At 49.5% G+C, this 26662-nt stretch carries 18 protein-coding genes and 1 pseudogene; 12 read left to right on the top strand and 7 right to left on the bottom strand.

Annotated features, from left to right (window positions below):
• Window positions 1-160: 160 nt before the first annotated feature.
• Entirely contained in the window at window positions 161-2452 is a 2292-nt protein-coding gene (opgB, locus tag A1WG_RS09410) for a phosphatidylglycerol--membrane-oligosaccharide glycerophosphotransferase (RefSeq protein ID WP_024191939.1), read from the top strand.
• 178 nt (window positions 2453-2630) lie between these two features.
• Here opgB and A1WG_RS09415 read toward each other — a convergent pair whose 3' ends face one another.
• Window positions 2631-3653, bottom strand: coding sequence for a zinc-binding alcohol dehydrogenase family protein (locus A1WG_RS09415; protein ID WP_000106014.1), 1023 nt, complete (start codon window positions 3651-3653; stop codon window positions 2631-2633).
• Between the two features lie 138 nt (window positions 3654-3791).
• On the opposite strand from A1WG_RS09415, the gene A1WG_RS09420 reads away from it, so the two are divergent.
• Window positions 3792-4697, top strand: a complete 906-nt coding sequence (locus A1WG_RS09420) for a GntR family transcriptional regulator (RefSeq protein ID WP_000091590.1) — start codon at window positions 3792-3794, stop codon at window positions 4695-4697.
• Window positions 4698-4819: 122 nt separating this feature from the next.
• Here the strand turns inward: A1WG_RS09420 and A1WG_RS09425 are convergent, their stop codons facing one another.
• Entirely contained in the window at window positions 4820-6472 is a 1653-nt protein-coding gene (locus A1WG_RS09425; protein ID WP_001517697.1) for a Na+/H+ antiporter, read from the bottom strand.
• 730 nt (window positions 6473-7202) lie between these two features.
• On the opposite strand from A1WG_RS09425, the gene A1WG_RS09430 reads away from it, so the two are divergent.
• The 3 genes from A1WG_RS09430 (at window position 7203) to A1WG_RS09440 (ending at window position 9978) form a co-directional block, all read left to right on the top strand.
• Entirely contained in the window at window positions 7203-8174 is a 972-nt protein-coding gene (locus A1WG_RS09430; protein WP_001468480.1) for a C4-dicarboxylate TRAP transporter substrate-binding protein, read from the top strand.
• Between the two features lie 62 nt (window positions 8175-8236).
• On the top strand, window positions 8237-8710 hold the full coding sequence (locus A1WG_RS09435; RefSeq protein ID WP_001210260.1) for a TRAP transporter small permease: 474 nt from the start codon (window positions 8237-8239) through the stop codon (window positions 8708-8710).
• Window positions 8707-9978 (top strand): TRAP transporter large permease, encoded by a 1272-nt coding sequence (locus A1WG_RS09440; RefSeq protein WP_000118645.1) that lies wholly within the window; start codon window positions 8707-8709, stop codon window positions 9976-9978. The genes A1WG_RS09435 and A1WG_RS09440 overlap by 4 nt, the downstream gene beginning before the upstream one ends.
• A gap of 42 nt (window positions 9979-10020) precedes the next feature.
• Here A1WG_RS09440 and tsr read toward each other — a convergent pair whose 3' ends face one another.
• Window positions 10021-11682 carry a methyl-accepting chemotaxis protein gene (gene tsr / locus A1WG_RS09445; protein ID WP_001468479.1) on the bottom strand — a complete coding sequence of 554 codons (1662 nt, stop codon included), beginning with the start codon at window positions 11680-11682 and terminating at the stop codon, window positions 10021-10023.
• Between the two features lie 560 nt (window positions 11683-12242).
• On the opposite strand from tsr, the gene btsT reads away from it, so the two are divergent.
• From btsT to yjiA, 3 genes are all read left to right on the top strand, one after another.
• Window positions 12243-14393: a pyruvate/proton symporter BtsT gene (gene btsT, locus A1WG_RS09450; RefSeq protein WP_001517696.1), complete on the top strand. Its 2151-nt coding sequence runs from the start codon at window positions 12243-12245 to the stop codon at window positions 14391-14393.
• Window positions 14394-14524: 131 nt separating this feature from the next.
• On the top strand, window positions 14525-14728 hold the full coding sequence (locus A1WG_RS09455) for a YbdD/YjiX family protein (RefSeq protein ID WP_000467859.1): 204 nt from the start codon (window positions 14525-14527) through the stop codon (window positions 14726-14728).
• 10 nt (window positions 14729-14738) lie between these two features.
• Window positions 14739-15695, top strand: coding sequence for a GTPase (gene yjiA, locus A1WG_RS09460; RefSeq protein WP_001297640.1), 957 nt, complete (start codon window positions 14739-14741; stop codon window positions 15693-15695).
• Between the two features lie 43 nt (window positions 15696-15738).
• On the opposite strand, the gene mrr is transcribed toward yjiA, so the two are convergent.
• Window positions 15739-16653, bottom strand: coding sequence for an adenine/cytosine-specific restriction endonuclease Mrr (gene mrr / locus A1WG_RS09465; protein WP_001517695.1), 915 nt, complete (start codon window positions 16651-16653; stop codon window positions 15739-15741).
• A 187-nt stretch (window positions 16654-16840) separates the two neighbouring features.
• On the opposite strand from mrr, the gene hsdR reads away from it, so the two are divergent.
• From hsdR to symE, 4 genes are all read left to right on the top strand, one after another.
• Window positions 16841-20353, top strand: coding sequence for a type I restriction-modification system endonuclease (hsdR, locus tag A1WG_RS09470; RefSeq protein WP_001517694.1), 3513 nt, complete (start codon window positions 16841-16843; stop codon window positions 20351-20353).
• 200 nt (window positions 20354-20553) lie between these two features.
• Window positions 20554-22143, top strand: a complete 1590-nt coding sequence (gene hsdM / locus A1WG_RS09475; protein ID WP_001517693.1) for a type I restriction-modification system methyltransferase — start codon at window positions 20554-20556, stop codon at window positions 22141-22143.
• A complete protein-coding gene (locus A1WG_RS09480; protein ID WP_001517692.1) occupies window positions 22140-23513 on the top strand; it encodes a restriction endonuclease subunit S in 1374 nt (457 codons plus the stop codon). The genes hsdM and A1WG_RS09480 overlap by 4 nt, the downstream gene beginning before the upstream one ends.
• A 227-nt stretch (window positions 23514-23740) precedes the next feature.
• The gene (gene symE, locus A1WG_RS09485) at window positions 23741-24082 is read left to right on the top strand and encodes an endoribonuclease SymE (protein ID WP_001517691.1); all 342 of its coding nucleotides are present in this window, start codon (window positions 23741-23743) and stop codon (window positions 24080-24082) included.
• Window positions 24083-24128: 46 nt separating this feature from the next.
• On the opposite strand, the gene A1WG_RS24240 is transcribed toward symE, so the two are convergent.
• From A1WG_RS24240 to A1WG_RS0121955, 3 genes and pseudogenes are all read right to left on the bottom strand, one after another.
• Window positions 24129-25292 carry a GmrSD restriction endonuclease domain-containing protein gene (locus tag A1WG_RS24240; protein WP_077633377.1) on the bottom strand — a complete coding sequence of 388 codons (1164 nt, stop codon included), beginning with the start codon at window positions 25290-25292 and terminating at the stop codon, window positions 24129-24131.
• A gap of 276 nt (window positions 25293-25568) precedes the next feature.
• Window positions 25569-26222: pseudogene (locus tag A1WG_RS24235) on the bottom strand (DUF262 domain-containing protein); the annotation flags it as partial.
• Window positions 26223-26317: 95 nt separating this feature from the next.
• A complete protein-coding gene (locus A1WG_RS0121955; RefSeq protein WP_228995449.1) occupies window positions 26318-26446 on the bottom strand; it encodes a DUF1127 domain-containing protein in 129 nt (42 codons plus the stop codon).
• Window positions 26447-26662 lie beyond the last annotated feature (216 nt).

Here is a 26662-nt window from a genome sequence, read left to right as displayed (position 1 = left end):
GACGCGACCTTGAATAAAAAAGCCTGTTTATAAACTAATTCCTAACAACATCGCATTTTTTTGACACTAGAATTGCAGCAATATGGCAGCGCCATTACATTGTGTTTCTCAAAAAATCTTAAACATCGGCTACACGGCCTGGTTTAGTGAGGATCGCCCGTTGTCAGAACTACTCTCTTTCGCCCTGTTTCTCGCCTCTGTGCTGATCTACGCATGGAAAGCGGGACGTAACACCTGGTGGTTTGCAGCCACGTTAACGGTGCTGGGGCTATTTGTCGTTTTAAATATTACCCTGTTTGCCAGCGACTATTTTACTGGCGATGGTATTAACGACGCGGTGCTCTATACCTTAACCAACAGCCTGACCGGTGCAGGCGTCAGCAAATATATCCTGCCAGGCATCGGCATTGTGCTGGCACTGACGGCGGTGTTCGGCGCGCTGGGATGGATCCTTCGCCGCCGCCGACATCATCCTCACCATTTTGGTTACAGCCTTTTGGCACTCTTGCTGGCGCTGGGTTCAGTGGATGCCAGCCCGGCATTTCGTCAGATAACAGAACTGGTGAAATCCCAATCGCGCGACGGCGATCCGGACTTTGCGGCTTATTATAAAGAGCCGTCAAAAACCATCCCCTCCCCCAAACTCAACCTGGTTTATATCTACGGAGAAAGCCTCGAACGAACTTATTTTGACAACGACGCTTTCCCGGATCTCACGCCAGAACTGGGGGCGCTAAAAAATGAAGGGCTGGATTTCAGCCATACGCAGCAACTGCCGGGAACCGATTACACAATTGCTGGCATGGTAGCCTCCCAGTGTGGCATTCCGCTGTTTGCCCCGTTTGAAGGCAACGCCTCTGCATCCGTTTCCAGCTTCTTCCCACAGAACATCTGTCTGGGCGATATCCTGAAAAATTCCGGTTATCAGAACTATTTCGTGCAGGGAGCCAACCTGCGTTTTGCGGGTAAAGATGTGTTCCTGAAATCACACGGCTTCGACCATTTGTACGGTTCGGAAGAACTGAAAAGCGTGGTGGCAGACCCGCATTATCGCAACGACTGGGGATTCTACGACGATACGGTGCTGGACGAAGCATGGAAAAAATTTGAAGAACTGTCTCGCTCCGGCCAACGGTTTTCGCTGTTTACTCTGACGGTCGATACCCATCACCCGGATGGTTTTATCTCACGTACCTGTAACCGCAAAAAATATGATTTTGACGGAAAACCGAACCAGTCATTCAGCGCGGTAAGTTGTAGCCAGGAGAACATCGCGGCGTTTATCAACAAAATCAAAGCCTCTCCGTGGTTTAAAGATACCGTTATAGTGGTCTCTTCCGACCATCTGGCGATGAACAACACCGCGTGGAAATACCTGAACAAACAGGATCGCAACAACCTGTTTTTTGTCATCCGTGGCGACAAACCGCAGCAAGAGACGCTGGCAGTGAAGCGTAACACGATGGATAACGGCGCTACCGTGCTGGATATTCTCGGAGGCGATAACTTCCTCGGTCTCGGACGCAGCAGCCTGTCTGGTCAGTCAATATCAGAAGTGTTCCTCAACATTAAAGAGAAAGTGCTGGCGTGGAAGCCGGATATCATCCGCTTGTGGAAATTCCCTACCGAGATGAAAACGTTCACCATTGATCAGAACAAAAACATGATCGCATTCTCAGGAAGCCACTTCCGCCTGCCACTGCTGTTACGCGTGTCAGATAAACGCGTGGAGCCTCTGCCAGAAAGTGAATACTCCGCACCTCTGCGTTTCCAGTTAGCTGATTTCGCCCCACGAGACAATTTCGTCTGGGTTGACCGCTGTTACAAGATGGCGCAACTGTGGGCACCGGAACTGGCGCTCTCCACCGACTGGTGCGTCTCACAAGGTCAACTTGGCGGACAACAAATTGTGCAGCATGTTGATAATCCTGAATGGAAAGGCAAAACAGCGTTTAAAGACACGGTCATCGACATGAAACGCTACAAAGAGAATGTTGATACGCTGAAAATTGTCGATAACGATATTCGCTACAAAGCAGACAGTTTCATCTTTAACGTCGCTGGTGCGCCGGAAGAGGTGAAACAGTTCAGTGGAATTTCCCGCCCGGAATCCTGGGGACGCTGGTCAAACGCGCAGTTAGGCGATGAAGTGAAAATCGAGTACAAACATCCGCTGCCGAAGAAATTTGACCTGGTGATCACCGCCAAAGCCTATGGTAATAACGCCGACCGCCCCATTCCGGTACGCGTAGGCAATGAAGAACAAACCATCGTGCTGGGTAATGAAGTGACCACCAATACGCTGCATTTCGATAACCCAACCGATGCCGATACGCTGGTGATTGTTCCACCGGAACCTGTCGCAACCAACGAAGGGAACATTCTCGGCCACTCGCCGCGTAAGCTCGGCATTGGTATGGTGGAAATCAAAGTGGTTGAGCGTGAAGGGTAATAATATTGCCTGGTTGTAGTTCGGATAAGACGCGCAAGCGTCGCATCAGGCATCGGCACACAACTGCCGGATGCGGCGTGAACGCCTTATCCGTCCTGCGGTATATTATTGAAACGTAAAAAAACAGCGCCCAACACGTCCCCGAGCGCTGCATGGCAACTTTACCAATATCCGATTATCAGAAAGTAATAACGCCCTTAATCAACTCAGGGTTGTTAATTACATCGCGCTCATAGATTTCCGCCAGCGTGGCGAACGGATAGCGATGGGTTAACATCATGTCAGCCGTGATTTTCCCTTCCGCCATCAATCTCCCGACTTTCGCGAAATCTTCCGGCGTGGCGTTGCGGCTACCCATCATTGTGGTTTCTTTTTTATGGAACTCCGGGTCAGAGAATTGCAACTCGCCTTTAAACAGGCCGACAAATACCACCGTGCCGCCGTGGCGAATCAGATTAACTGTGTTATTCATCGCATGTTGATTACCCGTCGCGTCGATCACTTTCTGCGCCAAAGAACCACCAAATTGCGCCCGCAACTGGTCATCAAAATCCTCTGCTGAAGGATCCAGCACCGGCAGTTCCAGACGCGTTGCTACATGCTCACGGCGAGTCGGACTGGTATCTGCCACTACCACCTGTGCACCATCAGCTTTAGCGATTGCCGCCGCGCCCAGACCGATTGGCCCCGCACCGACCACCAGCACCTGCTCGCCGGGCGCAACTGCCGCACGACGTACCGCATGAGCGCTAATGGCGAAAGGTTCAATCAACGCAGCCGCCTGCGGGTCAATGCCGTCTGCGGGTAGCAAATTAGCCGCAGGCACTGCCAGATACTCACTAAAACCACCATCCTGATGCACACCAATGACTGAAATTCTTTCACAGCAGTTGGTGCGACCACTTTTACACGCAGGACACTGCTGACAAGAGATATACGGAATTACTGCAACTTGCTGCCCAATATTAAAATTGTGAATATTTTTCCCTGCATCAATAATCTCCCCACATATTTCATGACCTAAAACACGTGGGTAGCTAAAAAATGGCTGATTACCCGCCCAGGCATGAATATCTGTACCACAAATTCCGACAGCTTTAATTTTAATTAGTGCTTCATCGTCGCCTGCCACCGGCCTTTCCCGGATTTTCCAGACTAAACTCTTTATTTTCTGACAAATTAAGACTTTCATTGTAGACATGATTCACTGCTCCTTTTATTTTATTACTCCCAGATATCGTCGAATTTATAAGAGCGACTGAATTTGCCCATGAAATATGCGGATGATCACGCATAAAAATGTTTTAAATCGGTTTTTAATGCCGTACTGGAGGGAACAATGAGTCGTTCACAGAATTTACGTCATAACGTCATAAACCAGGTGATTGAAGATATGGCGCGGGGAAATATTCCATCCCCACTCCCTTCACAAAGTGGGCTGGCAGAAATGTATAACATTAGCCGCACCACGGTACGCCACATACTCCAGCATTTAAGCGCATGCGGCGTGCTCACCCAGGTGGGGAAGGATTATGTTGTCGCCCGCAAACCCGAACAGAACGATGGTTTCGATTGCATCACAGTCTCGCTGACAGAGCAAAACTACATTTTCGAGCAGGCATTTTTCACCATGATTAACCAGCGTCAGCTACGCGCCGGAGAGAGTTTTTCCGAGCTGCAACTGGCGCGGACGGCAGGCGTCAGCCCGGTCGTAGTACGAGAATACCTTTTAAAATTTGGCCGCTATGGTCTGATTCAGAGCGAAAAACGCGGGCAGTGGAGCATGAAGCAGTTCGATCAGTCTTATGCCGAACAACTGTTTGAACTGCGGGAGATGCTGGAAACACACGCGTTACAGCACTTTCTGAATTTGCCAGATGATGATTCACGCTGGTTACAGGCAAAAACACTGCTCGAACGCCACCGGACACTGCGTGACAGCATTGGCAGTAATTTTCGTATGTTTTCGCAGTTAGACCGCGATTTTCATGCCATGCTGCTATCTGCGGCTGACAACATCTTTTTTAATCAAACACTTGAAATTATATCGGTGATTTTTCACTGTCATTATCAGTGGGATGAAAGCGATCTGAAACAACGTAATATTATTGCCATTGATGAGCATATGACGATTCTTAGCGCGCTAATTTGCCGCAGTGATTTAGATGCCGTACTCGCGCTGCGTAATCATCTCGATACCGCCAGGCAATCGATGATTCGCTCAGTCAAACAGCATCATCGTTAAATTAAGTACAGATTAAAAACTACTATTCCGAGTTTATATCACGGCATAAAAATCAAGCCAATAATAAACGATGCTGAGTTAACAACACTCAGCCATCATTTATTGATTAAACAACAATAAAATTATTGGCTGTCCATAATTAATGCTTCCAGTACATCTAATTCACTGACAATTTTAGCCAGTGTTTCATCACACACTTCTTGCCTTGCTCGCATTTGATAAATAGCTGCACGTTTGGCATTCAGCGCCGCCAGATTAAATGTTCTTTCCAGTTTTGTCCGTTGCATATGCAACGAATTATCGTTTGCCGACATATCATCATCATTACGCCGCATATAATCGATAATTCTGGCCCCGGTTTCCATAATTAATTCATTATCGAGGTTTTCCGTGCTGGCACCAAGCAAACGTTGCTGAGTTTTTTGCACGCTCAGGATAGCCATTTTAGACATAAACAAATCGGCGGCGATCTCTTCTTTCTGCCGGTTATCGCTAAACAGGCTAACATTTTTCCCCAATAACAGCGGCAGAATGATAATGCCGCACAGCAACGAAAAGAGGATCACCCCGGTAGCGAGAAACACCAGCAAATAGCGCCCAGGGAACGGTTCACCATCGGGCAGTAATAACGGTATAGAAAGCACCCCCGCAAGAGTTATAGCCCCACGAACGCCAGCAAAAGTCGCTAACAACAAGTGGCGTGTTTTGTATCCGGCAAACAGCATTGGATGATTACTTTTCCGCCTGCGGCTGTACAGACGCATCAACCATAGCCAACCAAAGCGCATAACCATCAATGCAAGGTAGATCCACACAATATCCAGCACCAGCGACCAGGTTTGCACTAAGGGATCGTGTTGTGCGCGGGTCAGTGATTCCGAAATGATGGCCGGAAGCTGCAAGCCCAGAATCAAAAATACCATGCCGTTGAAGACATATTCCAGCATTGACCAGGAGCTTTTCGCCTTAATTCTCAGTCGTATAGGCGCATGATGCACGACGCCAATACGGCTGGTCGTTAGCCCTGCGGCAACAGCGGCGAGGATGCCGGATAAACCAAAATGCTCCGCCACCAGATAAACAATAAACGGCAGCAGCAACATCAACACGATCTGGATTGAAGGCTCATCGTGAGCGTAACGGCTGATCAACAACAGTCCTTTACCATATAACCAGGTAACGGCGATCCCAACGGCAATACCGCCCACTGCCACGACAAAAAAGGCGATAGTCGCACCATACACGCTAAATTCCATCGTCCCCATAGTCACTGCGACAGCAAACTTCAACGCCACCAAACCGGAGGCATCATTCATTAATGCTTCGCCTTCAAGCACTTCCTGAATGCTTTTGTTGATTCGTCCTTTACCGACGATCCCCAACAATGCGACAGCATCCGTTGGCGACAACACCGCAGCCAATGCAAACGCCGCAATAAGCGGAACATTCGGTAACAGTAAATGAATAACGTAGCCGACGGCAAAAATAGTGATTAAGACCAGGATCAGCGCCAGACCTACGATTTCCCGACTGTGTTTGATCAACTCTTTAGGTTGTATTTTTGAACTTTCAGCAAACAACAACGGTGGAATAAACAATAACAGGAAAAGTTCAGGATTAAATTCCACATATAAACCAAAAATGGGCTGAGCCAGTAATGCACCGGCAGCAATCTGGATTAAAGGAAGTGGAATCTGGATGGGAGACAGACGTGTCAGCACACTGGTTAATGAAACAACCAGAGTAAGAATTAAAATCGTTAAAAGTATTTCCATATAATTACTCCGCATCCTCATGCATAAATAATGGATATAACTAACCTAACTTCATAAGAATAACATCCAATCTATTACTTACAATTAATCGTTAATCGCAACATTTACTCACGAGAGTATATTAAGAAATGCAACTTATTATTTTTCTTTTGTTTATTCATGGTGTGAATGGTTATGATCTACCCTCCTCATGCATACGCAACAGAAAAACTTTTTTACTCAAACATTTCAACCAGATATGAATAACCTCTCATTTTTAATACCCGGCGATAACATAACTGACAAAAATGAATCAATTCAGCATTTAACAAATTTAAAGGATATCGCTATACACCGTCAACCGAAAATTTATTCTGTTTATATTATCAATTTAAATAATTATCAGCAGATTATAAAATAAAAACAATCACTCCTTATGTGAAATAGCCTGTCGCCGCCTTATAAAATCGCAACAAATACGCTAACTACACGCATACTAAAAAAATGCTTATCTATCTGAAAACAGACCATTACTCATCAGACATTGCATAACTTAAGGATATACAATAAAAATCATATTAAAAACCGATTAAAAGCAGCAAAGTCATACCAGGAGCACGAATTCACGAAACATTTGCAGCAGTCAGTCTATTCGCTGATTATTTTCGCACAGACGACAACTTTTTCATGATGTTTCTCTCCAGATAGTAATGTTGGAGTTATTTATTCTATAACATGGAGTACGTGGAAGATGAGTAAAATAATAGCAATGCTAATTACTGTCAGCACCCTTTTTCTGCCGACAATAATTCAGGCAAAACCGATTTCGATAAAAGTTGCCTATGAAAATAACCCCGGCGAACCACTGGATGTTGTCATGCGCCACTGGGCGGATCTGTTGAATAAAAAAAGTGGTGGTGAAATAACACTGGCGCTTTACCCCAGTTCCCAATTGGGATCAAAACAGGATGTGACTGAACAAGCCATGATGGGGATGAATGTTATTACCCTGAGTGATGTCGCATTCCTCGCTGATTATGAACCAGATTTGGGCATTCTGTTTGGCCCCTATTTAACCGACGATCCGCAAAAACTGTTCAAAATATATGAAAGTGACTGGTTCAAGCAGAAAAATGAAAGCCTGAAGAAAAAAGGTATTCATGTGGTTATGAATAATTATCTTTATGGCACCCGGCAGATCATTTCTAAAAAACCTATCCGCACAGTTGAAGACCTCGCGGGATTAAAAATCCGTGTGCCTAATAATGTCATGCAGATAAAAGCTATTCAGGCGATGGGAGCAACCCCAACGCCAATGCCATTAGGTGAAGTTTATCCTGCGTTAACCCAGGGCGTTATTGACGGAGTGGAAAACCCGATTTCTGTTCTGCAAGGACAAAAACTCTATGAGCAGGCGAAATACCTGACGATGGTGAATTACCTTACCAACACCTCCGTCTGGATTGGTGGCGAAGCTTTCTTTAGCACCCTCTCCCCGGAACAACTGGAAATGATTCACCAGACTGGTTATGAAGCTGGGCTCTATAGCCAGAAGCTCACTCTTGAGCGCGATGCTGAAATGCTGAAAGCCATGCAAGCTGAAGGTGTAGAGGTTATCTATCCTGATACCGAACCATTCCGTAAGAAAGCCCGCGAAGTTTACTCACAGTTCCCGGAGTGGACACCTGGCCTCTATGAAACCATTCAACAACAACTGAAATAAGTATCGATGCTAATCGTCCTGCTTTTTTCACAAAAGCAGGACAAGCCCTTACAGGAGGTTTCATGCGTTTTTTCGGCAAACTGGCAGAGTTTAGCGCTGCCTTTGCGCTGTTTGTTCTGGTTGTGATGACAATTGGAGCAGTATTTATGCGCTATTTCATCGGCCAACCGATTCAGTGGACAGAAGAGATGTCCGGGATGCTGATGATTTGGGTGGTGATGCTAGGTGGTATCGTGGCAGAGCGCGACCGGGCACATCTGACCATCCCTTTTGTAATGGATATGCTGCCAGCCACCATCAGACGAGTGATTGCTGTTCTGGTCGCCCTTCTCTCCCTCTGCGTGTTGCTTTATATGGCCTGGCTGGGCTACCGGCTGGCGGAAATGGCGCAGTTTAAAGTGACACAAATACTGAAAGTTTCCTGGTTCTGGATCGATCTGGCGGTTCCCGTCGGCGCGCTGGCAACTGCTCTCTATACCCTTTACTGGTTAATCACCGATATAAAGCAACCCCATAGCGGAGACGAAAAACAATGAGTTGGTTATTGATTATCCCGCTAATGATCGTCTGTTTATTTCTTAACATTCGGGTCTATCTGGCGATGTTTATTGGCATCATCGCTTACTTTTTATTCTTCTCCAGCGTGCCGATCGAAATTGCCGTCCAGAGGCTAATCGCCCCGACGCAAAGTCCTTCACTACTGGCTATTCCGTTTTTTATTTTGCTGGGTACGCTAATGAGCTACACCGGCATTGCAGAACGCATTTTACAAATTGCCAACGTCCTGGTGGGGAAAATGCGCGGTGGTCTGGGCGTAGCGAATATTCTCGTCAGCACCATGATGGGCGGTGTCAGTGCCTCTAACCTTGCAGATGCAGCAATGTTATCGCGCATGATGGTGCCGGAAATGGAACGCAAAGGTTACAACCGTGCCTTTGCCGCCGCCATTACCGCTGGCGGTTCGTTAGTCACGCCAATCATACCGCCGGGAATTGCCCTGATTATTTACGGTCTGGTTGCGGATGTCTCTATCGGCAAAATGTTTATCGCCGGACTGGTGCCTGGTTTGCTGTGTGCGGTCGTGCTGATGTTTACCGTCTACCTCGTCGCCCGCAGAACAAACGCCAAACCCTCGCGTGAAAGCTGGCCAACGGGCAAAGAAGTGGTGTTCTCTCTCGGTCAGGCGTGGCCAGCGCTATTTCTGATTTTTGCCGTAGTCGGCGGCATTCGGGCGAATATCTTCACCCCGACGGAAGCAGGTGCCGCAGCGGTATTAATCGTTCTGGCGATTGGCTTTTTCATCTACCGTGAAATGAAAGTTTCCCACGTAGTTAAAGCTCTCGGTGAAACCGCACGCGCCACGGCGTCGGTGATGCTGGTGATTATGGCCAGCGCCGCCCTGGGTTGGATTTTCTCAATGGAACATGCTGGCGTCGCGGTGGCGAATTTCGTCACCTCGCTGACTGAAAACAAATATATGTTCCTTTTGATTATCAACGTATTGCTTTTGACGTTGGGGATGTTTCTGGAAGGAAACGCCATTCTGTTGATCCTGGTGCCGCTACTGAAACCGGTGGTCGAACACTTTGGTATCGATCCGGTACATTTCGGTATCATCATGATCTTCAACCTGTCGATTGGCGCGTTCACGCCGCCGGTGGGCACCGTGATGCTGCTGGTGTGTAATATCACGCAAGTTTCTGTAGGTAATTTCTTTAAGCAATCTCTGCCACTGCTGGTAGCCCTGCTGCTGATGCTGTTGCTGGTCACATATATCCCGGCAATTTCGCTGTTCCTGGTATAACGATAAAAACGCCGGATGAAGCACTCATCCGGCGTCATTGTGTTAAAACGTCTCCCAGTTATCCCCGCTATCGGCAACGGCAATTTTGCGCGGCGCAACCGGTGCCACACTGTTTACTGCCAACGCTTCGCGCTGACGTTGTTGCTCTTGCTGAATACGAAATACAGCCACAGCTTCAGTCAGGCGGCTGGCCTGCTCTTCCAGCGCGGCGGCAGCGGCGGCAGACTCTTCCACCAGCGCAGCGTTCTGTTGCGTTACCCGATCCATCTCGACAACCGCTAAACCAACCTGATCGATACCACGACTCTGCTCATCAGAAGCGGAGGCAATTTCACCCATAATATCGGTCACGCGGGTCACGGCGCTGACAATCTCCGCCATCGTTTCCCCGGCACTTTCGACCAGCGTAGAACCAACATCCACTTTGCCAACCGAGTCTTCAATCAGAGTCTTAATTTCACGCGCCGCCTGAGCGCTACGCTGAGCCAGATTACGCACTTCTCCCGCAACTACCGCAAAACCGCGACCTTGTTCACCCGCGCGTGCCGCTTCGACCGCCGCATTCAAGGCCAGAATATTAGTCTGGAAAGCAATGCCGTCGATAACACTGATAATGTCGGCAATTTTCTGCGAACTGGTAGAAATATCACGCATGGTCTGTACCACGCTATCCACCACATTTCCGCCGCGTTGTGCTGTTTCAGAAGCACTTAATGCCAGATGGCTGGCCTGCCGCGCGTTCTCGGCATTTTGTTTCACTGTCGCGGTCAGTTGCTCCATGCTGGCTGCCGTCTCTTCCAGCGAAGCAGCCTGTTGCTCGGTGCGCGAAGAGAGGTCATTGTTGCCGGTGGCGATTTCGCTGGCCCCGCTATAGATAGCATTCGCGCCGTTACGCACATCGCCTACGGTACGTACCAGCTCACTTTGCATATGACGCAAACTCTCTGCCAGTTGACCCACTTCATTGGAACCGTCCACCTCAATCGATTTCACCAGATCACCGCCAGCAATATGGCGAATGCTGTCGATCAGGCGATTCATCGGTGCCACCAGCGACGTTTTAATACCAAACCAGACGGCGAAAATCACCGCCAGTACGACGATCAGCACGCACGCCAGCACCCACATTGCCTGGTTATAGGAAGCATTATTATCGGTGACGGCGATGTCATAGAGACGATCGTTTTGCTGCATATACGCCATATACTGCTTTTCGAACCCGTCCTGATATCCCTGTGTAGGTTGGTCAAAAAACGCATTGATTTTGCCCGCACTTAACAACTGGATCAGCTCCGCCAGTGCATTGTGATAGATATCGTAATTGCGTTTGATCTCAGTAGCAGCCGCTGTGCTCTGACGCGAGTTACGCGGTAGTGCTTCGTAATCTGCCCAGTTTTTTTCCGCTTGTTTCAGTGAAAGAGTGGCACTCTGCATCAGCTCGGCAACAGTTGAACCACTGCCAATATTGTTCTGATCCATCATGTAGCGGATACCCGCGCGGTTGAGGGTGTTACGCGTCTGCAACAACTCAACCCAACTGCTATTCAGCGTAGATTGCTGCTGGCGAATGGTTTGTAAAACGGAGAAGTATTCTTTGTCCTTCTTTAAGGTATTAAAGAACAGACCGCCTGATGTTAGTTGTAAAAGGCCGAAAATGGCCAAAACCAGTAGTACACTGGTCACGATCCTGATACGTTTTAGCATGGTTTCTCTTTTCCTGTTGACCGATAGCAGGATTTTCGGCCTGGAATGAGAAAACTTTATAGGTAGCGGCTTTAAACTGGCTAAATTTACCTCACTTTTTTTATTTTTGTTCAAAAATACAATAGCCACGCATTGGTACATTTTCTTTTCTTATTTTTTTTACACTAATTGTATCTATTTTGAACATGAGAATATTTGCCAATAGTTTAATATTATTGGCCAAAACAATATTACCGGTTGGGAAGTGTGGTTTTATATTGTTATTTAATATATATAGAATAAATATAATTTTTATATGAGTAACACAACCGGGAGATAAAATTCGCCCTGGGTGTGATCATCATCACATAAATAACCTTCGTAAACCTCGCCCAATACCGCTCAACTGCAAAACTGACCGCTTACATCCCTAATATAACCGCTCAGTTATTTACCTTACTTTACGCGCGCGTAACTCTGGCAACATCACTGCAGGATAGCGGTCAATTTACCTCCTCAAACGCAACGCAAACCTAGAACGGCTTCGGCCAACTATTAATCAATACATGCCAGGTTTTACTATGGATACTAAAAAGATATTCAAGCACATACCCTGGGTGATTCTCGGAATCATCGGTGCATTCTGCCTCGCGGTAGTTGCATTACGTCGGGGGGAGCACGTCAGTGCCCTGTGGATCGTGGTCGCCTCTGTGTCGGTGTATCTGGTGGCGTATCGCTACTACAGTCTGTACATCGCCCAGAAGGTGATGAAACTCGACCCCACGCGCGCGACGCCTGCGGTTATTAACAACGACGGTCTGAACTATGTTCCGACCAACCGTTACGTGTTGTTTGGTCACCACTTCGCCGCTATCGCCGGTGCTGGTCCGCTGGTGGGGCCGGTTCTCGCCGCGCAAATGGGCTACCTGCCGGGCACGCTGTGGCTGCTGGCAGGCGTGGTGCTGGCCGGTGCGGTTCAGGACTTTATGGTGCTGTTTATCTCTTCTCGCCGTAACGGCGCATCTCTCGGTGAGATGATCAAAGAAGAGATGGGGCCAGTACCTGGGACTATCGCGCTGTTTGGCTGTTTCTTAATCATGATCATCATCCTGGCGGTACTGGCGCTGATCGTGGTTAAAGCCCTGGCCGAAAGTCCGTGGGGTGTCTTCACCGTTTGCTCAACCGTACCGATTGCGCTGTTTATGGGTATCTACATGCGCTTTATTCGTCCGGGGCGTGTAGGTGAAGTCTCTGTCATTGGTATTGTGCTGCTGGTTGCCTCTATCTACTTCGGCGGCGTGATTGCTCACGACCCTTACTGGGGTCCGGCACTGACCTTTAAAGACACCACCATTACCTTCGCGCTGATTGGCTATGCGTTTGTTTCCGCGCTGCTGCCGGTGTGGTTGATCCTCGCACCGCGCGACTATCTGGCAACCTTCCTGAAAATCGGCGTTATCGTCGGCCTGGCGCTGGGTATCGTGGTGCTGAACCCGGAACTGAAAATGCCTGCGATGACTCAGTACATTGATGGTACTGGCCCGCTGTGGAAAGGCGCTCTGTTCCCGTTCCTGTTCATCACCATCGCCTGTGGTGCGGTATCTGGCTTCCACGCGCTGATCTCTTCCGGTACGACGCCGAAACTGCTGGCTAACGAAACCGACGCGCGTTTCATTGGCTACGGCGCAATGCTGATGGAGTCCTTCGTGGCGATTATGGCGCTGGTTGCTGCGTCCATCATCGAACCGGGTCTTTACTTCGCAATGAACACCCCGCCAGCGGGTCTCGGCATCACCATGCCTAACCTGCATGAAATGGGTGGCGAGAACGTGCCTGTCATCATGGCACAACTGAAAGATGTTACCGCACACGCGGCGGCAACTGTCAGTTCCTGGGGCTTCGTGATTTCGCCGGAACAGATCCTGCAAACTGCGAAAGACATTGGTGAACCTTCTGTCCTGAACCGTGCGGGTGGCGCGCCGACGCTGGCGGTAGGTATCGCTCACGTGTTCCACAAAGTGCTGCCGATGGCTGACATGGGCTTCTGGTATCACTTCGGTATTCTGTTCGAAGCACTGTTCATCCTGACCGCGCTGGATGCCGGTACGCGTTCTGGCCGCTTTATGCTGCAAGACCTGCTGGGCAACTTCATCCCGTTCCTGAAAAAAACCGACTCTCTGGTTGCCGGTATCATCGGTACTGCGGGCTGTGTGGGTCTGTGGGGCTACCTGCTGTATCAGGGTGTGGTCGATCCGCTGGGCGGCGTTAAGAGCCTGTGGCCGCTGTTCGGTATCTCTAACCAGATGCTGGCAGCCGTGGCGCTGGTACTGAGCACTGTGGTGCTGATTAAGATGAAGCGCACTAAATACATCTGGGTTACCGTTATCCCGGCAGTATGGCTGCTTATCTGCACTACCTGGGCGCTGGGTCTGAAGCTGTTCAGCAACAACCCGCAGATGGAAGGCTTCTTCTACATGGCAAACCAGTACAAAGAGAAGATTGCTAACGGTACTGACCTGACGGCACAGCAGATTGCCAACATGAACCACATCGTTGTGAACAACTACACCAACGCAGGCCTGAGTATTCTGTTCCTGATTGTGGTGTACAGCATCATCTTCTACGGTTTCAAAACCTGGCTGAAGGTGCGTAACAGTGACAAACGTACTGACAAAGAAACGCCGTACGTTCCAATCCCGGAAGGCGGCGTGAAGATCTCTTCGCATCACTAACCGGTTGCCGGATGCGCTGCGCGTATCCGGCCTACAAAGTGTCTATCGTAGGCCGGATAAGGCGTTTTACGCCGCATCCGGCAAATCCCCGGCCCGGCTCTTCCGGGCTTTACGCATATCTGGAAGGCAAAATGTTTGGTAACTTAGGACAGGCAAAAAAATATCTCGGCCAGGCGGCGAAGATGTTGATTGGCATTCCAGACTACGACAACTACGTCGAGCATATGAAGACCAACCATCCCGACAAGCCGTACATGAGCTATGAAGAATTCTTCCGCGAACGCCAGAACGCGCGCTACGGCGGCGATGGTAAAGGCGGTATGCGCTGTTGTTAATGGAGAGAGCATGAACCCGATTGCAGTCACCCTACTCACCGGTTTTTTAGGCGCGGGCAAAACCACCCTGCTACGCCATATTCTTAACGAACAGCACGGCTATAAGATTGCCGTAATTGAAAACGAATTTGGCGAAGTCTCCGTCGATGATCAACTGATTGGCGACCGCGCCACGCAGATCAAAACGCTGACCAACGGCTGCATCTGCTGTTCCCGCTCCAACGAACTGGAAGATGCGCTGCTCGACCTGCTGGATAATCTCGACAAGGGCAATATTCAGTTCGACCGTCTGGTGATTGAATGCACCGGCATGGCCGATCCCGGCCCGATTATTCAGACCTTTTTCTCCCATGAGATTTTATGCCAACGTTACCTGCTGGACGGCGTGATTGCGCTGGTGGATGCGGTACATGCCGATGAGCAGATGAACCAGTTCACTATCGCCCAGTCACAGGTTGGCTACGCCGACCGTATTCTGCTGACCAAAACCGACGTCGCAGGCGAAGCAGAAAAACTGCGTGAACGTCTGGCGCGAATCAACGCCCGTGCACCGGTCTACACCGTCACTCACGGCGACATCGACCTGGGTCTGCTGTTCAACACCAACGGTTTTATGCTGGAAGAGAACGTTGTCAGCACCAAACCGCGTTTCCACTTTATCGCGGATAAACAAAACGATATTTCGTCGATTGTGGTGGAACTGGATTACCCGGTAGATATCAGCGAAGTTTCCCGGGTGATGGAAAACCTGCTGCTGGAATCGGCAGATAAGCTGCTGCGTTACAAAGGGATGCTGTGGATTGACGGCGAACCTAACCGCCTGCTGTTCCAGGGCGTCCAGCGCCTCTACAGCGCCGACTGGGACCGCCCGTGGGGCGATGAAAAACCGCATAGCACGATGGTGTTTATTGGGATCCAGTTGCCGGAGGAAGAGATAAGGGCAGCGTTTGCGGGGTTGAGGAAGTAAGGGCTGGTAGGCCGGATAAGCACAGCGCATCCGGCCAGGTTTTTCACTCAAAATAGTCCATATCCAGTTTCGGCACCTTCAACAAACGTGAAGAAACCCCTACTTCGTTTTCGATCATTAAGTGCACCAGGCGTTCCCCATCAACCAACACCATCCCCTCGACGGATTGGGCAAAGTCACGCGCCTGAGACGTAAATCCAGAAGTGGTAATAAAAACTCCACGTTTCGCTTTTTGCCCGGCCAGTGCGCCATAAAACGCCTGTAATTCTGGCCTGCCTACAGTGTTCTGCCAACGTTTTGCCTGAACATAAACTTTCTCCAGGCCCAGTTTATCAAGCGAGATTACGCCATCAATACCACCATCTCCAGTACCGCCAACACGCTGCAAATCATCACGGTGGCCGCCATACCCCAGGCGATGCAAAACATCCAGAACAATGACTTCAAAGCGCGAAGGAGAAACCTGCAATAAGTTTTCCAGAACCTCATCAGCCACCGCATCACGAAGTTCCTTTAGCGCCTGATCTAACCGATCGTCCGGGCTGCTCTTTGCCAGTTCTTCATGATCGGGAGTGTCGGCTTTTGGCTCTAAATCGACGGCATCCGGCTGTGACTTGAGTTTGACATTCGTAAAATCGAAGGCCAGATGGTTCGTCTCCTGCTCCGTCATTGGCTGGGGATGAGACGCAACCCAGTCAAAACCAGCGGGGGTTAGGCACCATTTGCCACGCGACAAACTCTGCGATAACCCGGCACGTTTTAAACGGTCATGCGCCCAGCCTGCACGATTTTTATAAACAAGTTGTCCGCTGGTAATGACTTTCGCTCGCTGGCTGTCATCCAGCCCTAATGCATCCGCGGCAGCCTCATGGACATCACGCGCGGCTGCACCTTCCGGTTTTGTCGCCAGATAACGCAGAACAGGTTCAATAAATTTGTCATAGGTAGGAACCGTCATAGTACATCCTTGCAGAATCAGGTAGATGTTTTTCGGCTACTATAGCACTACAAAAATAGACGAACACGTTAGAAATGAGTCAGTTGCTGTGACCGCGGTCATTGCCCGGAAAGGTACAGAAAGCTAAGATGAGATGTTATGGGCCTTAAATATTTGGACAGGCCCACACAGCAATGGATTAATAACAATGATGAATAAATCCAATTTTGAATTCCTGAAAGGCGTCAACGACTTCACTTATGCCATCGCCTGTGCGGCGGAAAATAACTACCCGGATGATCCCAACACGACGCTGATAAAAATGCGTATGTTTGGCGAAGCCACAGCGAAACATCTTGGTCTGTTACTCAACATCCCCCCTTGTGAGAATCAACACGACCTCCTGCGAGAACTCGGCAAAATCGCCTTCGTTGATGACAACATCCTCTCTGTATTCCACAAGTTACGCCGCATTGGTAACCAGGCGGTGCACGAATATCATAACGATCTCGACGATGCCCAGATGTGTCTGCGACTCGGGTTCCGCCTGGCTGTCTGGTACTACCGTCTGGTCACCAAAGATTATGACTTCCCGGTGCCGGTGTTTGTGTTGCCGGAACGTGGTGAAAACCTCTATCACCAGGAAGTGCTGACGCTAAAACAACAGCTTGAACAGCAGGCGCGAGAAAAAGCGCAGACTCAGGCAGAAGTCGAAGCGCAACAGCAGAAGCTGGTTGCCCTGAACGGCTATATCGCCATTCTGGAAGGTAAACAGCAGGAAACCGAAGCGCAAACCCGGGCTCGCCTTGCTGCACTGGAAGCGCAGCTCGCCGAGAAGAACGCGGAGCTGGCCAAACAGACTGAACAGGAACGTAAGGCTTACCACAAAGAAATTACCGATCAGGCTATCAAGCGCACGCTCAACCTTAGCGAAGAAGAGAGCCGTTTTCTTATTGATGCCCAACTGCGTAAAGCAGGCTGGCAGGCCGACAGTAAAACCCTGCGCTTCTCCAAAGGCGCACGCCCTGAACCCGGCGTCAATAAAGCCATTGCTGAATGGCCGACCGGGAAAGATGAAACGGGTAAACAGGGCTTTGCGGATTATGTGCTGTTTGTCGGCCTCAAACCCATCGCGGTGGTAGAGGCGAAACGTAAAAATATCGACGTTCCCGCAAAGCTCAATGAGTCGTATCGCTACAGTAAATGCTTCGATAATGGCTTCCTACGGGAAACCTTGCTTGAGCATTACTCACCGGATGAAGTGCATGAAGCGGTGCCGGAGTATGAAACCAGTTGGCAGGACACCTGCGGCCAACAACGGTTTAAAATCCCCTTCTGCTACTCGACCAACGGGCGCGAATACCGCGCAGCGATGAAGACTAAAAGCGGCATCTGGTATCGCGACGTGCGTGATACCCGCAATATGTCGAAAGCCTTACCTGAGTGGCATCGCCCGGAAGAGCTGCTGGAAATGCTCGGCAGTGAACCGCAAAAACAGAATCAGTGGTTTGCCAATAACCCTGGCATGAGCGAGCTGGGCCTGCGTTATTATCAGGAAGATGCTGTCCGCGCGGTTGAAAAGGCAATCGTCAACGGTCAACAAGAGATCCTGCTGGCAATGGCGACCGGTACAGGTAAAACCCGTACGGCGATTGCCATGATGTTCCGCCTGATCCAGTCCCAGCGTTTTAAACGCATTCTCTTCCTCGTTGACCGCCGTTCTCTTGGCGAGCAGGCGCTGGGCGCGTTTGAAGATACGCGTATTAACGGCGACACCTTCAACAGCATTTTCGACATTAAAGGGCTGACGGATAAATTCCCGGAAGACAGTACCAAAATTCACGTTGCCACCGTACAGTCGCTGGTGAAACGCACCCTGCAATCAGATGAACCAATGCCGGTGGCCCGTTACGACTGTATCGTCGTTGACGAAGCGCATCGCGGCTACATTCTCGATAAAGAGCAGACCGAAGGCGAACTGCAGTTCCGCAGCCAACTGGATTACGTTTCTGCCTATCGTCGCGTTCTCGATCACTTCGATGCGGTAAAAATCGCCCTCACCGCCACCCCGGCGCTGCATACGGTGCAGATTTTCGGCGAGCCGGTTTACCGTTACACCTACCGTACCGCGGTTATCGACGGTTTTCTGATCGACCAGGATCCGCCGATTCAGATCACCACCCGCAACGCACAGGAGGGAGTTTATCTCTCCAAAGGCGAACAGGTTGAACGCATCAGCCCGCAGGGGGAAGTGATCAACGACACCCTGGAAGACGATCAGGATTTTGAGGTCGCCGACTTTAACCGTGGTCTGGTGATCCCGGCGTTTAACCGCGCCGTCTGTAACGAACTCACCAACTACCTTGACCCGACCGGGTCACAAAAAACGCTGGTCTTCTGCGTCACCAATGCCCATGCCGATATGGTGGTGGAAGAGCTGCGTACCGCGTTTAAGAAAAAGTATCCGCAACTGGAGCACGACGCGATCATCAAGATCACCGGTGATGCCGATAAAGACGCGCGCAAAGTGCAGACCATGATCACCCGTTTCAATAAAGAGCGGCTGCCTAATATCGTGGTAACCGTCGACCTGCTGACCACCGGCGTCGATATTCCGTCGATATGTAACATCGTGTTCCTGCGTAAAGTACGCAGCCGTATTCTGTACGAGCAGATGAAAGGCCGCGCCACGCGCTTATGCCCGGACGTGAATAAAACCAGCTTTAAGATTTTCGACTGCGTCGATATCTACAGCACGCTGGAGAGCGTCGACACCATGCGTCCGGTGGTGGTGCGTCCGAAGGTGGAACTGCAAACCCTGGTCAACGAAATTACCGATTCAGGAACCTATAAAATCACCGAAGCGGACGGCCGTAGCTTTGCCGAGCACAGCCATGAACAACTGGTGGCGAAGCTCCAGCGCATCATCGGCCTGGCCACGTTTAACCGTGACCGCAGCGAAACGATAGACAAACAGGTGCGTCGTCTGGATGAGCTATGCCAGGACGCGGCGGGCGTGAACTTTAACGGCTTCGCCTCGCGCCTGCGGGAAAAAGGGCCGCACTGGAGCGCCGAAATCTTTAACAAACTGCCTGGCTTTATCGCCCGTCTGGAAAAGCTGAAAACCGACATCAACAACCTGAATGATGCGCCGATCTTCCTCGATATTGACGATGAAGTGGTGAGCGTAAAATCGCTGTACGGTGATTACGACACGCCGCAGGATTTCCTCGAAGCCTTTGACTCGCTGGTGCAACGTTCCCCGAACGCGCAACCGGCACTGCAGGCGGTGATCAATCGCCCGCGCGATCTCACCCGTAAAGGACTGGTCGAGCTACAGGAGTGGTTTGACCGCCAGCACTTTGAGGAATCTTCCCTGCGCAAAGCGTGGAAAGAGACGCGCAATGAAGATATCGCCGCCCGGCTGATTGGACATATTCGCCGCGCGGCGGTGGGCGATGCGCTGAAACCGTTTGAGGAACGTGTCGATCACGCGCTGACGCGCATTAAGGGCGAAAACGACTGGAGCAGCGAGCAATTAAGCTGGCTCGATCGTTTAGCGCAGGCGCTGAAAGAGAAAGTGGTGCTCGACGACGATGTGTTCAAAACCGGCAACTTCCACCGTCGCGGCGGGAAGGCGATGCTGCAAAGAACCTTTGACGATAATCTCGACAGCCTGCTCGATAAATTCAGCGATTATATTTGGGATGAACTCGCCTGACACGTATACACTTCATCCTTCAGGCTGCCTCTCCGTTGGCTGCGCTCGTTCACCCCGGTCACGTACTTCTGTACGCTCCCGGGGATTCACTCGCTTGCCACCTTGATGCAACCTGAATGATTTTGTGTATATTACCCCCGGCAATTTCTTTTTCTGCGGCCCCGAACATGCGGGCCGCTGCTTAATTTACGGAACTCACAATGAACAATAACGATCTGGTCGCGAAGCTGTGGAAGCTGTGCGACAACCTGCGCGATGGCGGCGTTTCCTATCAAAACTACGTCAATGAACTCGCCTCGCTGCTGTTTTTGAAAATGTGTAAAGAGACCGGACAGGAAGCCGATTACCTGCCGGAAGGCTACCGCTGGGATGACCTGAAATCGCGCATCGGCCAGGAGCAGTTGCAGTTCTACCGTAACCTGCTGGTACATCTGGGCGCCGACAATCAAAAGCTGGTGCAGGCGGTATTCCAGAACGTCAACACAACCATTACCCAGCCGAAACAGTTGACCGAGCTGGTCAGCAATATGGATTCGCTGGACTGGTACAACGGTGCGCACGGTAAGTCGCGCGATGACTTCGGCGATATGTACGAAGGGCTGTTGCAGAAGAACGCGAATGAAACCAAGTCTGGCGCAGGCCAGTACTTCACCCCGCGTCCGCTGATTAAAACCATTATCCATCTGCTGAAACCGCAGCCGCGTGAAGTGGTACAGGACCCGGCAGCAGGTACGGCGGGCTTTTTGATTGAAGCCGACCGCTACGTTAAGTCGCAAACCAATGATCTGGACGACCTTGATGGCGACACGCAGGATTTCCAGATCCACCGCGCGTTTATCGGCCTCGAACTGGTGCCCGGCACCCGTCGTCTGGCACTGATGAACTGCCTGCTGCACGATATTGAAGGCAACCTCGACCACGGCGGCGCAATCCGTCTGGGCAACACTCTGGGTAGCGACGGTGAAAACCTGCCGAAGGCGCATATTGTCGCCACTAACCCGCCGTTTGGCAGCGCCGCAGGCACCAACATTACCCGCACCTTTGTTCACCCGACCAGTAACAAACAGTTGTGCTTTATGCAGCATATTATCGAAACGCTGCACCCCGGCGGTCGTGCGGCGGTGGTGGTGCCGGATAACGTGCTGTTTGAAGGCGGCAAAGGCACCGACATTCGTCGTGACCTGATGGACAAGTGCCATCTGCACACCATTCTGCGTCTGCCGACCGGTATTTTTTACGCTCAGGGCGTGAAAACCAACGTGCTGTTCTTTACCAAAGGTACAGTGGCGAACCCGAATCAGGATAAGAACTGCACCGATGATGTGTGGGTGTACGACCTGCGTACCAATATGCCGAGCTTCGGCAAGCGCACGCCGTTTACCGACGAGCATCTGCAGCCGTTTGAGCGCGTGTATGGCGAAGACCCGCACGGCTTAAGCCCGCGTACTGAAGGGGAATGGAGTTTTAACGCCGAAGAGACGGAAGTTGCCGACAGCGAAGAGAACAAAAATACCGATCAGCATCTGGCCACCAGCCGCTGGCGCAAGTTCAGCCGCGAGTGGATCCGCACCGCGAAATCCGATTCACTGGATATCTCCTGGCTGAAAGATAAAGACAGCATTGATGCCGACAGCCTGCCGGAGCCGGATGTATTAGCGGCAGAAGCGATGGGCGAACTGGTGCAGGCACTGGGTGAACTGGATGCGCTGATGCGTGAACTGGGAGCGAGCGATGAGGCGGACGCGCAGCGTCAGTTACTGGAAGAAGCGTTTGGTGAGGTAAAGGAATGAGTGCAGAGAAATTGCCGGAGGGGTGGGTTGAAACTCAATTAGAAAATATCGTTGATATTTTAGACTCAATGCGTGTCCCGGTTAATAATTCTGAGAGACAATCACGCATTGCAGGAAAAAAAGAAAATGAACTTTATCCCTATTTTGGTGCTACCGGTGAAGTCGGTAAAATTGATGATTATATTTTTGATGAAGAACTTGTTGCATTAGGTGAAGATGGTGTTCCTTTTTTTGATGGGCACAAAAATAAGGCTTATATGCTGTATGGTAAAACGTGGGTGAATAATCATGCTCATGTAATAAGAGCTATCTCTGGACTAAGCCATAACAAGTATTTATGCCATTATCTTAACCAATTCGACTATCATGATTATGTAAACGGCGGGACCAGGCTTAAACTTACACAAGCGAATATGAGAAAACTACCTGTTAGTTTAGCGCCTCTCGCCGAACAAAAAATCATCGCTGAAAAACTCGATACGCTGCTGGCGCAAGTAGACAGCACCAAAGCACGTCTTGAGAAAATTCCACAAATCCTGAAACGTTTTCGTCAGGCAGTGCTGGGGGCTGCGATGAACGGAACATTGATGGGACTTAAAGAAAGTAGACCCCACCCATTATGCAAACAATGGCAATGGCCCGAAGTGCCATCAACATGGTCTGTACTAACATACTCCGAACTTGTTGATAGCAGGCTTGGTAAAATGCTGGATAAAGTTAAAAATATTGGAAGTCCAATAAAATATCTAGGGAACGTTAATGTCCGTTGGTTTAGTTTCAATTTGGAAAATCTACAGGAGATTTTAATTTCAGAAAGTGAACGTAGTGAACTCATTCTCAAATATGGAGATATCTTAATATGTGAAGGTGGTGAACCTGGTCGTTGCGCTATCTGGACTGAAAGTGATAAAACTCCAATTGTTTTTCAGAAAGCACTACACCGTGCCAGAGTTCGTGAAAAAATAATTCCCGAATGGTTAGTATTGAATTTAAAAAACGATTCCAATAATCTAACGTTATCTCAACTTTTTACTGGAACAACAATTAAACACCTTACAGGAAAAGCTCTTGCAAAGTATCCTTTAAGGGTCCCCCCTGTGTATGAACAACGCGAAATCGTTCGCCGCGTCGAGCAACTCTTCGCCTACGCCGATGCCATAGAAAAACAGGTCAACAACGCCTTAGCCCGCGTCAACAACCTGACGCAATCCATCCTGGCAAAAGCGTTCCGTGGTGAGCTTACCGCCCAGTGGCGAGCCGAAAACCCGGATTTAATCAGCGGTGAAAACAGCGCCGCCGCGTTGCTGGAAAAAATCAAAGCTGAACGCGCAGCCAGCGGGGGTAAAAAAGCCTCGCGTAAAAAATCCTGATCATTATTTTCTGGCGCACCTTTCCGGTGCGCTTTTTATTATTTCACGCCAATTATAACTCACACAAATATATTTAAATTATTCCAGAAACCGCCCATTTTATTCTATTTTTAGCTGGACTTTCCCTGTATTTACTGATGATATATCCAGGTATTTAGCGCGGTGCGGGTGTGCGCCAACACACCCGCACCGCTCATCACAATCCCTATTTCACGAGAATAGTAATCATGACTGACACGCATTCTATTTCAGAATCATTCGAACCAGAAGTCTCTCCGGCAAATAACCGTCATGTCACCGTCGGTTATGCGAGCCGCTACCCGGATCACGCGCATATTCCCGCTCTCACGCTGAAAGGTCAGTGGCTGGAAGCCGCCGGTTTTGCGACCGGCACGGCGGTAGATGTCAAAGTGATGGAAGGCTGTATTGTCCTCACCGCCCAACCTCCCGCCGCCGAAGAGAGCGAACTGATGCAGTCGCTGCGCCAGGTGTGCAAGCTGTCGGTACGTAAACAAAAGCAGGTGCAGGAGTTTATTGGGGTGATTGCGGGTAAACAGAAAGTCGCCTGATACATTGACCCGGTAGCGCCAGTGCTACCGGGTATTATTCGCCGCGTTACACCAACGCGCTCTCCATCTGCTTTTCAAATGCCTGACGAATTAATCCCATAATGTAAGGAAGTTGTGTTAGGTCGCTGAAACCAATTTCCACATCGCCATTGCCACTACGTGCCATACCGGTTACATCTCTTGCCATCCGTTGAGGATCAATCAGTTCGGGAAATGGCATATTCAGTGTCAAATGCAGTTGTTTTTTCTGTGGCACCACATCGACAAAGTTCGTTTCAGCTTTAAAGGCGATATACCGTTTCAATACTTCCTGCGTAATCCCGGCATCTATATGCATCACTGCATCGCAAAAATAATCAAACAAGATTCGGCTATGCTCACCTTTTTGTAAGAACGGATAATCATTCAAATTGTACCGGGGCAAGCGGGCCGGTTGCGCACGCCAGACCGCCAATACCTCTTCCGGAAGATACGGCGTCCCCCAGACCTGGACCGCAAGCTCCGCCAGACGATCGGCTCGGGCATGAATGGCAGCTTCATCCCATTTTTCGCACTGTCCAAGACCGATATTCAAATAGAGCGGGCTATGTTTAAAGCCCTCTTCAATATCGCGTTTTTCCGCAAAAGATCTGTCACTGTAGCGGGAGTTATAGCGCGTTAAAGTGAGATTCCCCAACGTATGTAAAAGTTCTTTATGCACACGCTGCCAGTCACTTCCCAGCTCTTCGCGCCATTTAGCCGACAGGTTCTCGTTCTGTGGCATAATGTGTTCAATCGTAAACTCTTCCACGCGCTCTCTGCGTTTATCGTTTTCCAGTCGTCGTAACCAGTAGCTGCGGCTGCGGAAGTTATAGAGATCGCGAATTTTTAATTCCCGTTTAAACTCCTCATCGTTGGGAAAACGACGATATGAAGGTAGTTCTAATAAATGCGCCTGAACGCTTTCCAGATATTTTTCTTTATTAATGACCTTATAAAAAGTCGCAAACGTCTTATTCAGAGAATTTGTCGGAATCGCACATACTGCACGGCGGAAAACATAAGATTCAATTAAACGAATTATGCGCAGGAAATCTTCGTGAGACAAAACGCTATTTTTATAGTCATGATAAAGCACCAGTAAAAAAGGATACGCCACATCGACTTTTAACTCACGCAAGTCATGAAAAGCCGTGGCAAGCGATTTGTCACTTTCTTTACCCAATGCCATCGCACAGTAATACTCCGCATAGATGTGAATATCTTCAACCAGCCGATCCACGCCTTTTTCAGCAACACTCTGGCTGCGGGCATGCAGTTTAAATGCCTCATAGACTTCATCTGTCCGAGGGATCTCCCCCGTTTTTACCGTCAGATAATGACGCATAAAACTGTCAAAATATTCGCTGTAACCATGCTGACCAAAAGCGACTTCCATTGGTCGCCAGTGATCTTCATACAACCGGGTTTGATGCTCTGGTTCGAGGCCCATCAGAATAAAATTGCGCACCAGATCGGCCTGACTTAATGCCTTACCGGTGGAATTCATACTTTCAAAAATCAGTTGCGGATTATCCTGACCACGATTAAGCGCCACATCGACAATTAATAACTTTGCTAACCCACGACATAAGGGGCTCAAGTCATCACCGAGTTTGGCAATTTGCTCATCAAAGAAAGTAAAGTTTTCCATTATTCGATGGGAATAGTTTTCTGGCATTGGTCTTTGTTTTATTAACGCCAGCAAACTGTCTTTATCAGTCTCAGTCAGCAGTAATTTAAATCCTTTCTCGCCGGACTCATAAGGATTGAGTAAATAATAATTACGCAATTTCATTGCCGAAAAGCCCTCAAAAACTTCGTCTTCGCCAAGATGGCGCGATAAAGCCTCAATCAGCAACATTGCGGTCGTCAGCCGCTGCTGACCATCAATGACCAGCAACGGAGAAATACCAGAAACCTGATACAACCCCTGCTCTATATAAACAACAGAACCGATAAAATGCGCTGATATATCGTCACGCTTTCCGGCACGAATGATGTCGTCCCAAAGTTGCCGACATTGTTGCCCGGTCCATGAATAGGTGCGTTGATAAATGGGAATAACAAACTGCTGCGAACGTTTTAAAAAATCGAGTAGGCGAGCCTCTGTGGCTTTCATCCTGGCGTCCTTCCGTGAAGCAATAATGGCGCAATAATAACCACTTCCTTGTGGAGGTTATAGAGAAATCCTGTTTATCCGCGACGAACTGTCCTTCACTCCACATCCTCCCTGCGCAACCCAATATCCTTCAACCGCTCATCACTCATCTGCTGTAACACGCGCCGGGTCTGCTTTTTCAGCCACCAGCTTCTCACCGCCTGCCAGAGTTGCACAAGGCCGATAAACGGCGCTTTGGCTTTGTTTTCGTGAAATTACATCTGCTGCCTCCTCATCTTTCAGAGGCTTCATCATCCGCCTTCTGGCAGCTCACAATGCAGATACAACTATTACTTTTATTTAACATACAGACAGGTTAAAACAGCCTACAAATATCGTAAATTCAATATATTGCAGATAAAATGTAGGTCTGATAAGCGTAGCGCATCAGGCAGTTTTTC

Origin of the sequence: Escherichia sp. KTE96, from assembly GCF_000408525.1 — a bacterium.
GTDB classification, from domain to species: domain Bacteria; phylum Pseudomonadota; class Gammaproteobacteria; order Enterobacterales; family Enterobacteriaceae; genus Escherichia; species Escherichia marmotae.
The sequence above is the reverse complement of the archived record's forward strand: the minus strand, read 5'-3'. Positions and strand labels throughout refer to the sequence as shown.